The organism is Sunxiuqinia dokdonensis (assembly GCF_001270965.1).
GTDB lineage: Bacteria > Bacteroidota > Bacteroidia > Bacteroidales > Prolixibacteraceae > Sunxiuqinia > Sunxiuqinia dokdonensis.
Genome location: NZ_LGIA01000159.1, coordinates 24,915 through 38,698 on the forward strand (window position 1 = coordinate 24,915; position 13,784 = coordinate 38,698).

8 protein-coding genes are annotated in these 13,784 nt (G+C 40.7%); all 8 read right to left on the reverse strand.

Translation table 11 applies throughout. The features are described 5' to 3' along the window. Positions 1-35: 35 nt before the first annotated feature. On the reverse strand, positions 36-1,727 hold the full coding sequence (locus NC99_RS11900; RefSeq protein WP_053183940.1) for a RagB/SusD family nutrient uptake outer membrane protein: 1,692 nt from the start codon (positions 1,725-1,727) through the stop codon (positions 36-38). 13 nt (positions 1,728-1,740) lie between these two features. Further along, entirely contained in the window at positions 1,741-5,115 is a 3,375-nt protein-coding gene (locus NC99_RS11905) for a TonB-dependent receptor (RefSeq protein ID WP_053183941.1), read from the reverse strand. A gap of 92 nt (positions 5,116-5,207) precedes the next feature. Beyond that, a complete protein-coding gene (locus tag NC99_RS11910; protein ID WP_162231209.1) occupies positions 5,208-6,065 on the reverse strand; it encodes a FecR family protein in 858 nt (285 codons plus the stop codon). 219 nt (positions 6,066-6,284) lie between these two features. Then, positions 6,285-6,872: an RNA polymerase sigma-70 factor gene (locus NC99_RS11915; protein ID WP_053183946.1), complete on the reverse strand. Its 588-nt coding sequence runs from the start codon at positions 6,870-6,872 to the stop codon at positions 6,285-6,287. Positions 6,873-7,149: 277 nt separating this feature from the next. Then, positions 7,150-10,143: a type I restriction endonuclease subunit R gene (locus NC99_RS11920; protein ID WP_053183947.1), complete on the reverse strand. Its 2,994-nt coding sequence runs from the start codon at positions 10,141-10,143 to the stop codon at positions 7,150-7,152. An 11-nt stretch (positions 10,144-10,154) separates the two neighbouring features. Then, entirely contained in the window at positions 10,155-10,484 is a 330-nt protein-coding gene (locus NC99_RS11925; protein WP_053183950.1) for a hypothetical protein, read from the reverse strand. 121 nt (positions 10,485-10,605) lie between these two features. Continuing rightward, positions 10,606-11,940, reverse strand: a complete 1,335-nt coding sequence (locus NC99_RS11930; RefSeq protein WP_053183952.1) for a restriction endonuclease subunit S — start codon at positions 11,938-11,940, stop codon at positions 10,606-10,608. Continuing rightward, positions 11,937-13,754, reverse strand: coding sequence for a type I restriction-modification system subunit M (locus tag NC99_RS11935; RefSeq protein WP_053183954.1), 1,818 nt, complete (start codon positions 13,752-13,754; stop codon positions 11,937-11,939). Before NC99_RS11935 ends, NC99_RS11930 begins: the two co-directional genes overlap by 4 nt. Positions 13,755-13,784: the final 30 nt, after the last annotated feature.

A 13,784-nucleotide genomic window follows, 5' to 3' on the forward strand; every position in this document is an offset into this window, starting at 1 on the left:
CAACTTTTAAGTTGTCCAACTAATATCAATTTAGGTTAGTACCCCGGATTCTGCTCCAAATTACTGTTAATCAAGATTTCTTTGGTTGGAATTGGCCAAAGGTATTGCTTGGTAGCATCAAAATCACGCTGTGCTAATCGTTTTATCATACCTGCGTTATACATGGGCGTAAAATCAGCCGCCCCATCTTCGTCGATGTCTGGCGTTGAAGGGAAAAACCACAGTCCCGGATTTACTACTTTCTCGCGTAAGTCGTCAACATCAAGCATCCCATAAGTGTCTTTATTGAGCACATTCTCTGCAATTCTCCAACGAATGATGTCCATATAGCGTGTTCCTTCAAAAGCAAACTCCATACGGCGCTCAGCTCGCAAAATTTTTCGCAACTCAGTCTGATCTGTTGTTGTTACCGCAGGATATGCTGACAGGTTTGTATAATCAACCTGATAAGCCCGAGCACGTACTTGATTGATTGCATCCAAGACAGAGTCATCGATTTCGTTAAGTTCTATCTTCGCTTCCGCATACATTAAAAGGACATCTGCAAAACGCAAGATCATAATTTCATTCTCTGCTTTAAAGTCATCTGACCAATCTTCATCAATACCCTTTTTCCAAACCAGTCCATTAAATGACGCATAAAGCGCGTTACTCCTTGTATCATTGTTTTTCTGGTAGCTCCCCGTTTTTAGGTTCAGCACATTTAACGAATCGGGATGGGGTTGGTAGATGTACCCCAAATGAGGAGTCTGAAACTCTACAATGGTTTCAGAACAACGAGGATCTCTGTTTTTAAAAGGTTCATGAGGATCAAACAAAGGAGACTCATCAATGGGGAGACCATCGGTACACAGAAATGAACATAATAGATCCCATGATGGATCCTTAGCCGCCCATCCTCCAGAATTACGGGTAATGTAATTTTTCGTGTCTCCAAAAAATTGATCCAATTCCACAGATCGCGGAATGGAGAAAATAGACTCTTTTGTGTTCTTTGTTTTTGATAGAAACAATTCTCCAAAGTCGGCATACAGCTCATAGGTTCCCAGCTCCATGCAAGCTTGAGCCGCATCACGAGCGACACTCCAATCTTCCATATATAACGCAATCCGTGCTTTCATGGCTAGCGCTGCACCTTTGGTCGCACGCTTGTTGGCACTACTACCATAACTTACAGGCAACTTCTCAGCTGCCGCGTCAAAATCGCTGTATATGTCCTGTAAAATTGTGGCTTTGTCAGTTTTCGATAATGTAAAGGACTCTTCCAAACCCAACACATTGGTGAAATAGATAACGTCTCCCCAATGCGAGATCAATTTTGAATATTGGGCAGCTCTAACAAACCGGGCATCTCCTTCAAAAGCATCAAGTCTCGCCTGAGGCAGAATATCTGACACTTTATCCAGATTTGCCAAAACGGTATTAGCACGCGAAATACATTTGTAGGAGTTTCGCCACCACTCAAGTACAGTTCCCCACTCTCCATTGATGGTCGCCGAAGTTATTGGAGTTGTTCCTTCCCGATAAGTCCAGTCATCTGTCCATTCCGTATAATCAACTGGCCAGAATACTTCCCGATAGATGTCGTTAAGAGCCATGTCTATTTCAGTTTCCGACGAATACCAGCTCTCACTGGAACCTTCAGACAAGGGATTTAAGTTCAGATCAGTACAGGCGGTAATGAAAAGCACACCGATGGTTATAATAAATATAGATTTAATTTTCATGATATTCAAGATTTTAGAATTTTACAGCTAGTCCAAAGATATATGACCCAGTAATTGGGTAACCACTGGACGAAACTTCAGGATCCCAGCCCCGTGGGTAATTATCGATGGTCAAAAAGTCTGACACGCTGGCGTAAACTCGAATGCTCTGAATGTCCACTTTTTGCAAAAGCCGACCTGGAATGCTGTACCCTAGCGTAATATTCTTCAACCTCACATAACCACCGTCAATTAACCAGTAATCCGACATGGTGAAGTTATTTCCCTCACTCGTCCTTGATAAACGTGGATAGCTGACATTTTGATTCTGCTCATCGCTGTTATATTTACTCCAGTAATCACCATCCAGGATCGCAGGAATATGTCCCCAGTTCTCCATTAATGGTGTAACCATCAACCCTGAAAGTCTTGAATTCTGCTTTCCTATTCCTTGGAAAACCATTGAGAAATCAAAATTCTTATAGTCCAACATGATATTGGCTCCAAACATATAACGAGGTAATGATCCGCCTAATAAAGTTCGATCATATTCAGGAGAGATAATGCCGTCTGGGACACCCTCAGGGCCGCTAATATCTGCATACTTAATATCACCTGGCTTCACGGAAGAGTTCAATTTGGGAGATGCATCAACTTCTTCTTGTGTCTGGAAAAGACCATCTGAAACGTAGCCATACCATTCATTAAATTCACTACCTTCCTTTTTGATTTGGCTGCCCAAGAATTCGGTCCCCCCCAAATCACCCATAACTGATTTAAAATCACTTAGGTTCGCCGACACAGAATACCCCAAGTCTCCAAGCCGGTCATTCCATCCTAGCTCAAGCTCCCATCCCTCAGTATTCATTTTTCCAGTATTTTGATCCGGATTGTCAAAACCAATATAATCGGGAATTTCCAAGGCTAGCAACATATCCTTGGTCGTCTTTTTATAATAGTCTCCAGTTATCCGTAATTTATTGTCAAAAAATCCGGCATCAACTCCAATATCGATAGACTCTGTAGTTTCCCAGGAAATGTCTGAAATTGCATACCGTGTTTGAGCCGCCGTCTGAGCAGAAGTAACATTCGAACCTTGATAAAATAAGGCATCGGCAAATGCAATTGTAGCTTGGTAAGGATAATTACCAATTCTTTCATTTCCCAAACTACCCCATGATCCTCTAAGTTTTAAATAGGATAATACTCCGAGGTTGTTCATGAAAGATTCCTCCGATACCACCCAGCCTGCAGAAAATGAAGGAAAAGATCCCCACCTGTAATCCTTATGAAATCTTGAGGAACCGTCATATCGAATATTAGCTTGTAAAAAATATCGATTACTGTAATTATACATGAATCGCCCAAAATACGAGCGATACGCATTTTCAGAAGCACTACCACTATTGTCCCGGAATTCAAGTGGTCCTAGATTCAAATAAGGGTATGAATCAAGCACATATTGCCCACGAGAAGCTCCTAAATTTTCGTCAAAAGCATAAAAATTCTCGTAACCAGCCATTAGGTTTAAACTGTGCTCTCCATATGCCTTGATATAGCTTCCGATCAACTGAGATGTAACACTGTAACTATCATCCCTAGTTTCCTGTAAGCTGGTTTCAGAACCCCATTGCAAATAACCGCCAAACACCGTTGGGTCATCCCAGGCATAATAGGGGACTTTTTTTCTGAAGTCCTTTGCCTTATCAAAATTCAATGTGGGCGCGACTATTGCCGATAACTTAAAACCGCTAAAAGGAGTCAGGTCAATAGAAAGTTTTCCTCCAACTTGATTATACCATCTGTTTTCGTATCCCCCATTTTTTAGCTGTCCGTAAATATTAGCACCTGTTTTCCCCTCAGCAACGCGACCATCCGACCATTCAGCAGCATAAACTGGAGCTGAAATAAGCATATAGTACATCGGATCGATGCTGGCCAGGTTGGATATCGATCTTTTAAAGAAAGCATCGGCAGTTGCTGAAAGATATTTATTAACAGTAATATCATTGTTAAAGCGAGCAGTGATGCGCTCGTAAGAACGGCCATCATAAAGTGCGTCTGTTTTATCATACGCAATGGAGGCTTTCGTGCGTATTGCCTTTGTTCCAGCAGTAATGCTCAGCACATGACTCTGCCGGGGAGCGCTATCTTTCAGTATTAAGTCAACCCAGTCAGTTATCGGATAAAGATCAGGATTTTCGGCATTCAATGCATGATAGTTATCAACGACATCCTTCGTGTAGGTTGGGTATTCATTGTCATTATTTCCATTATCATTCCACCTAAGTTCGTTTGTCATCTGCATATACCTGGTCACATCAACATAGTCCGGCATGGCAGTCGGCTTTTCAAATCCATAAGTGACATTGTAATCGAAATTTAGTTCGCCGGATTTTGCTCTTTTGGTTGTAACCAATATGACACCAGCAGCAGCACGGGATCCATAAATAGATGCTGAAGCCGCATCCTTCAATACGGAAATACTCTCTACATCATTGGGGTTGACGTCGTTAATGCCACCTACAGGGACGCCGTCGACGATCACCAGCGGATTACTCTCACCAATAGAAGTTATTCCACGGATACGAATGGTTGCTGTAGAACCAGGTGCATTGTTATTTCGAGTTACCATCACCCCAGACATAGCGCCCTGAAGCGCCTGAGAAATCTGGGTAGACTGGCGGCTTGCTATTGCTTCCCCCTGAACAGACCCGACAGCTCCTGTTAAGTCACTCTTTTTAACAGAACCATAACCAATCGCAACAACTTCCTCTATGCCAATGGATTCTTCCTCCAAAGACATATTGATCACGGTTTGTCCGTCCACTTCTTCTTCAACCGTCCGCATCCCAACAAACGAAAAGACAATCGTTGCGTCTGCGGTCACGTTTGATAAATCATAATTTCCATCGAAATCAGTGATCGTGCCGATTGTTGTTCCTTTTATTACAACAGTTACTCCGGGGAGCGGCTCACCCGAGGAGTCAGTCACCTTTCCGGTCAGTGTTACCGTCTGCTGGCTCAATACACCTCCAGCCTCGCGCCGTGGACTGATAACAATGTCCTTATCGAGCATATAAAACGAAAGATTAGTCCCTTGTAAAATTTTCTCAAGTATGACTTCAACCTGTAAGTTTTTGTATTCTGCCGAGACTCGCCGGTCAACAGGAATCTGGTCCGTTTTGTAGAAGAAATCATAATCCGTTTGTTCATGAATGATGGCGAAGGCTTGCTCAAGCGACACATCGTCCAATTTCAGACTAAGCCTGGTTTGCTGTGAGTAAACCGAGGCGGACACACGGAAAACAAGAATCAATGTAAGAAAAATCGTCAGGCGCATAATTAGCCAGGTTTTTTGGATCTTATTCCTTTTATAGGGAATAGGTCCGATTAACATTTTTTTCATAAATTTGAAGTGCTTAAAGTTTAAGTTATTAATGAAATGACTTAGATTAAGAACGGGGAATGGTGGTACATTCTCCGTTCTAACTTTTATTATTAGTTCTTAGTTTGTTTCGCTTCTTTTACTTTACTGATTTTTACTTTCTCCATATTAATTTCATAATTGATTGGAATGGAATACCCTAGCAAGGTCAGGAAGTGCTGGATTGAATTATTTCGTTTGATAACACCTGAAAAATTCATCAACTCAAAATCTTCTTTACTGTAAATCAACTCAACGTCATACCACCGCTCAACGACTTTAAAAACTTCAATTAAGTCCTCATCAACAAATTCGTAACGCCCATCTTTCCACGAATCGAAGTTTGATGGATTGACTTTTTTAAGGGTGAGATCGCCTGTCGCTTTGTCCAATTCGGTTTGTTCACCCGGCGAAATGGCTAGCTTCCCTTTCTTGGTTTGAAGGGTAATCTTACCGGTGTTCAATGTCGTTTGAATAACCGAAGAATTGGGATAGGCTCGGACATTGAAAGAAGTACCCAAAACCTCAATCGTCTGACCTTCAACCTTAACTTTAAAAGGATGTTTAGCATCTTTGGCAACTTCAAAAAAGGCCTCCCCACTTAGCTTAACCACGCGCTCATCGCCCGTGAAAATCGATGGAATTTCTATTGTTGATTCAGAGTTGAGCCAAATTCGTGATCCATCAACCAAAAATATTTGATTAATCTGTCCCTTAGGAACAGAAACCTCTCGCATTTCCACTTCATGAGCCAGCTGTTCCTGATTTAAATATTGAGACTGAATGAGCCAACTAGATACGAAAGCGAATACGAATACAGCGGCAACTTTTATGTAGGGCAGAACAACTAATTTTGTCTGCTTGGCTTTCCGAATTCGTTTATGCAATTTTCTACTCTCAATTTCAGGAGAATAATTCTTCGAATCTTTCACCAAATCATAAGAATCCCAGATATCTTTTTCCTGATAAAACTCTTTTCGCTCGGCAGGATGGTCTTGCAGCCATTGGAAAAGAACTTGATCTTCTTCCTGCCTCGATTCCTTTCGGATATATTTTGATTTTATCTCTTCAATGTTTCCCATTTCAAACAGGTGTGTTTACCTAATTGATCGGTAAGTCGATCTCAACCCTACCTGGGAAATGCAAAAAAGTTATTTTACTGATGAAGAAAAGCAGGAAGGAAAGAGAACCAGCAATGGAAGATAGTCTTTCAATTGCACACGAATTATTTGTAAAGCCTTGGAAATATGCTTCTCCACCATCTTAACGCTAACTCCAAGCTCTGCGGCAATTTCTTTGTGCATCTTATCTTGAAAACGGCTCATAACAAAAACCTCACGGCATTTCTCAGGTAGCGCTTCAATGGCTTGTTGCAGTTGCATTTGCAATTCTTTTTCGATCAAACTTGAAGCTCCACTCGAATAAAAAAGAATTTCATCTTCACGCATTTGCGATACAACCTCTTCCTGATAGCGACTTCGAACTTTTTGCTTCTCCAGGTGCTGCAAACATTTATTTCGAACCATAGTAAACAACAGACCATTTAGCGAGCTGGAAACATTTAAGCTTTGGTCTTCCCACAACTTGAAGAATACATCCTGAACAACATCTTTAGCAACCTCCTGGTCTACAAATTTCAAAGCATAATAGAATAACGGCTGACTATATTCTTGAAACAACAGACTGAGATTTAAATGTCCATTATCAAGGTAAAGTTGCTTATTTCGACTGGCATTCATCCAAGTTGGTTTTGGGTTAAAGTTTAAAGAAATAAATTCGAAATCAAAATTGCAATCTTCTTTAGTTTACAAAGAATTCCATTTTCTTCTCTGTATGCTACTTTAGTTTCCTCTCAGAACTTACACGCCGAAATCACCAGACCGTAGCTGTGCAATCTTTTCCCCGCTCGCAGGAAAACTCGAATTCAACATTTTGAAAGCTCCGTTATCTGATCGGAGACATGCTGTTGAAGCAATCGCAACATCAATTCGAAATCATACTTCATTATCCTCAAGTTTAGATCGTTTCATTCATTTTCTTATAGACCTTCTTCATCATCAATTCTTTCACTAAGTCGCCAAATATTTTGTCTTCCAAGATTTTTTCAAATATCTCTTGGTTTTGGTCCATTCGTCCGATCAGTTTGTCAATGAACTTGTCGTTGAATGCGAATTTAAAGGTGTCGATTTGATTTACTTTGGCCTGTGTTTGCAAGGTTTCATCTTCCATCAGTTCTGCTTCTATCTGGTCAAAGAAAAGTTTGTCTGCTTCTTCAAATTCGGTTCCAAAACGGTCATTCAGCACGTTGATGATTTCAGACAGCAGCGCCTCTTCTTCCGGGCCACGTTTTAACCCAGCTTCTAACGTTCCGCTGAGTTCGCCTTCTTCACCTTTTTGTAACTCGATTGAGCCGTCTTTTATCTTCTGTAAACGGTAATATTCCAAAGCCACTTCATCATCCAAATGCAAGGATTCCGATAGTTCTCGCTTCGGTAGTCTGGTTTGTAGCAGCTTGGCATAGGCGTAAAACTTCTCAAATTCTGAATCAATAAAAGGCATAATCTGAGAAAGGAACGCATACAGGTTTGTCCAGGATCGCAATCCCTTTTTGAATTCGTCCTGTTTCTCTTCTTCTGTGATTTCTTTATACCTGTCAACAGCGGGGTCGGTGAAAGCGTACAGATGCTTTTGCTGTTTTGGATTGCTCAGCTTTGTCTTAGGATCAAAATACACATTGGCAAAGGCTTCAATTTCTTGTGTCCAATACACTTGAAATTCATCTAATCTTACTTTCAGGTCATACAAATGGTTGATGTCCGTCTCTTCAGTGACGGAAGTAACTTCGTAGTAGGGTTGAAAAGAATCTAAAATGGTTTGCCTATCGTTGGCGAAATCCAATACAAAGGTATCTTCCTTGCCAGGGCAAGTTCTATTCAATCTTGAAAGCGTTTGAACAGCTTTTACTCCTGACAGCTTTTTATCAACATACATCGTATGCAGTAAAGGCTGGTCAAAGCCTGTTTGGTATTTGTCGGCAACAATCAGAATTTTGTATTCGTCTTTGTCGAAAATGGTCGGCAGTTCTTTTTCGCTGTAGCCTGTCATTTCAGGTTCCGAAACGCCATCAGGAGTATTGCCATCAACAACTTTTCCTGAAAAAGCGACCAGGATTTTAATCTCCTTGTCATAGCCCAATTTTTTGATGTACCGCTCGAATTCTTCGTAATAACGTTTAGCATGAAGCCTTGAACCACAAACCAACATGGCTTTGGCTTTTCCTCCGATTTTTTTGGAAACAATATCTCTGAAATGCTCTAAAATTATTTCAGTTTTTTGTGCCAGGTTGTGTGGATGCAGCGATACATATTTCCCTATCGCTTTTGCCGCTTTTTTCTTGTTCAGATTTGGGTCTTCTTCAATCGCTTTTGTCAGTTTGAAGTAGAGTTCATACGTGGTATAATTCTGCAACACATCCAAAATAAAGCCTTCCTCAATGGCTTGACGCATGGAATACAAATGGAAGGGCTTAGGCTTTTCGTTGTCGTCCTTGTCACCAAAAACTTGCAGGGTTTTATACTTTGGTGTTGCAGTAAACGCAAAGAATGAAATATTGGCTTGCTGACCTCTAGCTGCTGCTGACCGTTCAATTTGCTCTCTAACAAAATCGTCGCCTGTATAATCCTCTTCCAAATCGTTTTTGGTGGCATCTTCCAGTGATTTTGCAGCCAATACCTCTTTGAGTTTTTTACTGGCTTCGCCGCCTTGCGAGCTATGCGCTTCATCAATAATCACAGCATATTTGCGGTCGGGCAATTCACCAACCTTGTCTACTATAAAAGGGAATTTCTGCAAAGTCGTAATGATGATATTCGTGCCATACCCCAAAGCAGATGCCAACTGAGTGCTGTCTTTGTCTATTTTCTGAACGACACCGGTTTTGTGTTCAAATTGGTAAATGGTATTCTGCAATTGCTGGTCAAGAACTTTTCTGTCGGTTACTACGATAACGGAATCAAAAATCCGCACATCCAAAGCATTGTGCAAACTTGATAAACGGTAGGCCAACCAAGCAATGGAATTACTTTTTCCTGATCCTGCCGAATGTTGAATCAAATAGTTTTTCCCTGTTCCAACTTCCAATACTTTTTCGCTAATCTTTCTTACTGCATCCAATTGGTGGAATCGTGGAAAAATCAGTTTTTCTTTCTTGTATATTCTGCCTTCTGATTTAAATTCTTCGGTTTGCAGATGCACAAAACGTTGAATGATTTCCATCCAACTGTCTTTTTGCAGAATGTTTTCCCACAGATAGGCGGTGCGGTAACCATCAGGATTTTGTGGATTGCCTTTACCATTGTTTGCACCTTTGTTGAATGGTAGCCAGTAGGTTTTGCTTCCGTCCAGTTTGGTGGTCATGAATACTTCGTCTTGGTCAACCGCAAAGTGAACCAACGCCCGCTTTTTAAATGCAAAAAGAATTTCCCTGTTATCTCTGGTGCTGCTGTATTGCTTTAAGGCATTGCCTACATTCTGACCTGTAAACTGATTTTTAAGTTCCAAAGTAGCCACTGGAATACCATTAAGCGAAAGCAATACATCAACCGAGTTTTTGTTTTTGGTGCTGTAATAGATTTGGCGGTAGACCTTCAGCTTGTTTTTGTTGTATAATTCCACCGCATCAGGATTTAAGCCCGAAGCAGGCTGAAAATATGCCATTTGAAAACGTACCCCATAATCGGTAAAGCCATTGCGAAGCACATCCAAGCAACCCCGTAAATCTAATTCCTTGTACAATCGTTGTATCACCCGGTTGTCAGAATCTGCTCCATGAATGGCAGCTATTTTTGCCCAACGCTTGGGTTGTGATTCTTGTAAAAATTGAATCACCTCGTATTTAAACAAGCCCAGCTCAGGGCTGTAATCCGGGGAATTGCCTTCGGTGTAGCCACCATTTTCAACAAGTGCCTGTACAAGTGCTGTTTCAAAAGTTTGTTCGGTTGTGATGCTCATATGGTTTAGGGTTACGTATCAAATAGGTGGTTCTTTTTTATTCTCAGCCCATCCTCAAACGATTTCATCTCGTGTTTGGAAAGAAATGCCAATGTTCGGTATTGAATATCATTAATATTCTCAAGGACGTATTCTCTTTTCAACCGATTTTTTCTTGTGCCTTGGCCTAATGGTTCAGGAAGGAGGCTGGACATTCTGTATGCCAGATGATTCCCCGAACCAAATAATACAAGTTCATTTGTACGGATATTTCTAAGTTGATAAATACCGTACCCCCAGGGAGCATACAGGTATTCGCCTTCTCTGGGGTCAGGAAATTTTATCCATTCAGTCCATTCCATAACTTAGTCGGTTCTTCTGAGTTTTCTTCTCGATTTCTCTTTTTTTATGTCATTTGGTTGCTCTCGACATTCATGTCGGGAGCAAATGGTAATCTACTGGTACACCTGCTTTTAAATATACTTAAAAATCTGCCGTTACTTTTACTTTTCCCGTTACCACCTCACTAATCAAGGCCGTGCGGTATTCGGTTAATAGTTCAATTAGTTTTTGGGTTTTGGATTTTTTAGAGTTGATCCGGTCACACTCCGTTTTGATACGGTTAACGATGTTTTGTTGTTCTTCAATATCTGGCAATGGCATTGATGAATTTTGAATTGTGCCAAGATAAATTCCAGGTTGAGCGGAGAATCCAGCGTTCAACCATAAGAATGATTGAAAATTTGAGCTTTTTAGAAAATAGAACAAATATTCTGGGATACACTTCTCATTTGCCCGTAAAGTAGCAACGCTTCTTTGAGTGACAAATGGTTCTGGCAATGCTTTTACAATTGCAACCTTACCAAGAGTTGCTCCCACAATGGCTAATTGAATGTCATTTAGTTGAATTAAAAATCTTTTTGAAATCTCATAAAAATCCTTTTCAGATACCTTGCTGTCATCATCTCTAAAAACAAACTGATCATTAATAATATTTCTAACACTCAATAGCCTATAGCCACTTTCTACCCTCGCAAAAGAACCATGGGTTCCGTCAAGTATAAATTCACATACATACTTCATATTTGGAACTCCCCAATGCTCCGGAATTTCCCCCAGCCACTCAATCCCGGAACCTTTCATTGGTGCATCAGGGTTTATGCCTTTAGTAACGGCTTGGTTGATGACGGCGGTTTTTTCTTCTTCGTAGAGTTCGAGCAGGCGTTTTTTGTCGGCTATCAGTTCGTCTATCTCGACTGTTTTTCTGTCGAGGTAGTGGGCAATGACGGTTTGTTCTTCGGGTGGGGGAATAATAATTGAATAATTATTCAAGTTAGTTTGAGTTATCGTATTTACAACACCTCCGTTTAGATCTTGAGTTATTTGGGCCTGAATTATTCGAGATATTATTTCATAATAAAAGAAGATTTGGTCAATTCTGTAATTTTTGAATACTACCAACTGTGGATTTATCGTAGCTAAATCATTTAAAGATCTGATGATTGCTGCTTTGCCAACTGATGCTGTTTTTACAAGTACAACATCATTTTCATAGACCATTATTTCAGGTGATTCTTCATATTTTTCTTGTGTAATTCTTGTAACAGATTCTAAGGTAAGTTTTTGATTTTCAATATTTGATGGACTTAATGAAATAGCTCCACTTTCATCAAAAACAATATCCTCAACAGTATATCCACGATACCCAATTCTTCCGAATATATCTGCTATATGTCTTATTCTTTTTGTATCCCAATGACTCGGAATCTCTCCAATCCATTCAATGCCGGAGTCTTTGTATGCTTCGTATTTCCTCATGAGTCCAGCACGGTTTTTTCAGTTTCCAAGGTCTTTTCTTCCAAAGCCAAAATGTCTGCTTTGATACTTGCTAATGGTCTTAATGGCTTAAACTCATAGAAATACTTGGTAAAATTGATTTCGCACCCAGTTTTTGTCTTGCTGTGGTCTATCCATGCTTCGGGTAGGTGCGGTTTGACCTCTGCATCAAAGTACTCTTCAATGGTTTGGGGGACAAGGTTCTGATCGGCATCTTTTTTCAGGAAAGGAATATTCTCATAATCCCTAAGAGATGTATCAGGCTTGGGTTTCCCTTTGCTTTTTACCACTTTGCCATTCTCTTTCAATGGTTGTTCTACGGTTATTCGCCAATAGCCAAAGAATTCATTCGGTAGAATTTTACAAAACTCATTTTCTTCAAAATTACCGTAGAGTTGAGTGATAAAACCAATACCTCTTTCATTGCCATTTTCGACTATTCTCTTTCGTTTGTTGCCTAAGCTTCTGTCCATTTTTTGCCAAAAGCGGTTGAAGTCGAGTTTGCCACCTTTGGTCAGTTCATCATCTTTTGCACCGGTGGCGTTTATTAACTGAACTTTACCGCTTCGCTCTGCACTTTTGTGGTTGGTTACAATCCAAATGTAAGTGCTGATGCCTGTGTTGTAAAAAAGCTGGTCGGGCAGGCCAATCACCGCCTCCAACCAATCATTTTCAATAATCCATCTGCGGATATTGCTTTCGCCACTTTCGGCAGCCCCAGTAAACAAAGGCGAACCGTTAAACACAATTCCGATACGAGTGCCACCAGCTTTCATTTTTGAAATCATGTGTTGTAGGAAAAGTAAAGAACCGTCATTGATTCTTGGTAAACCTACTCCAAAACGACCGCTCATCCCTTTTTTATCGGCTTCCGCAGCGATGATTTTCTGAGCCTTTTTCCAGTCCACTCCAAAAGGCGGGTTTGAAAGCATGTAATCAAACTTTTCATCTTCCAATCCATCTACGGTAAAGGTGTTCCCAAACTTGATGTTGCTTGGGTTTTGTCCCTTAATCAGCATGTCTGATTTGCAGATGGCATAGGATTCGGGATTGATTTCCTGCCCGAACACTTTCAAATCTGCTTTGGGGTTCAGTTCCTTTACATACTGTTCGCCAACCGATAGCATTCCGCCTGTTCCGCAAGCAGGGTCATAAAGGGTTTTTACAATTCCTTCCTGGGTTAAAATGTCTTTGTCTTCAATAAAGAGTACATTCACCATCAGGCGGATAACCTCTCTTGGTGTAAAGTGCTCTCCTGCGGTTTCGTTGGATTGCTCCGCAAACTTTCGGATAAGCTCTTCAAACAGATAGCCCATTTGCATGGAATCATCTGCCATATTCTGCCTGTCGGGTTTCAAATCGATTTCTTGAAAGGATTTTACTACACGGAACAGAATATCTGCTTTTGGGTCATCCATTCGGTCAATTTGGTCGTCGAAATTGAAATATTCAATAATTTCTCTTGCGCTGGTCGAAAAGCCGTTGATATAAGTTCTAAGGTTGATAGCCACATTATTTGGATCGGCAATCAGCTTCTCAAAATTGAATTGGCTTCTGTTGTGGAAGTTAAAACCTGCAATTTTATTGAGGGCGATATCTTTGGAACTTTCTTTTAGCGAATCCACCTTTGGAAGGTAATCCAGCACTTTCTGTTTGGTTGGTTCAAGCACACAATCCAGGCGACGCAAAACGGTCATTGGCAGGATTACTTTACCGTAATCGGATTGTTTGTAGTCGCCACGCAGCAAGTCGGCCACGCGCCATATCAGGTCAGCTTTTGCTTTAAAGTCTTTCATTATATTTTATGTGGTATCTATCGTTTAATT

What these genes read in the sequence shown, in the direction of transcription:
- NC99_RS11920 (WP_053183947.1), bottom strand. Translation starts at nt 10,143, where the DNA reads ATGAGCATCACAACCGAACAAACTTTTGAAACAGCACTTGTACAGGCA.
- NC99_RS11935 (WP_053183954.1), bottom strand. Translation starts at nt 13,754, where the DNA reads ATGAAAGACTTTAAAGCAAAAGCTGACCTGATATGGCGCGTGGCCGAC.
- NC99_RS11900 (WP_053183940.1), bottom strand. Translation starts at nt 1,727, where the DNA reads ATGAAAATTAAATCTATATTTATTATAACCATCGGTGTGCTTTTCATT.
- NC99_RS11930 (WP_053183952.1), bottom strand. Translation starts at nt 11,940, where the DNA reads ATGAGGAAATACGAAGCATACAAAGACTCCGGCATTGAATGGATTGGA.
- NC99_RS11915 (WP_053183946.1), bottom strand. Translation starts at nt 6,872, where the DNA reads ATGAATGCCAGTCGAAATAAGCAACTTTACCTTGATAATGGACATTTA.
- NC99_RS11925 (WP_053183950.1), bottom strand. Translation starts at nt 10,484, where the DNA reads ATGGAATGGACTGAATGGATAAAATTTCCTGACCCCAGAGAAGGCGAA.
- NC99_RS11905 (WP_053183941.1), bottom strand. Translation starts at nt 5,115, where the DNA reads ATGAAAAAAATGTTAATCGGACCTATTCCCTATAAAAGGAATAAGATC.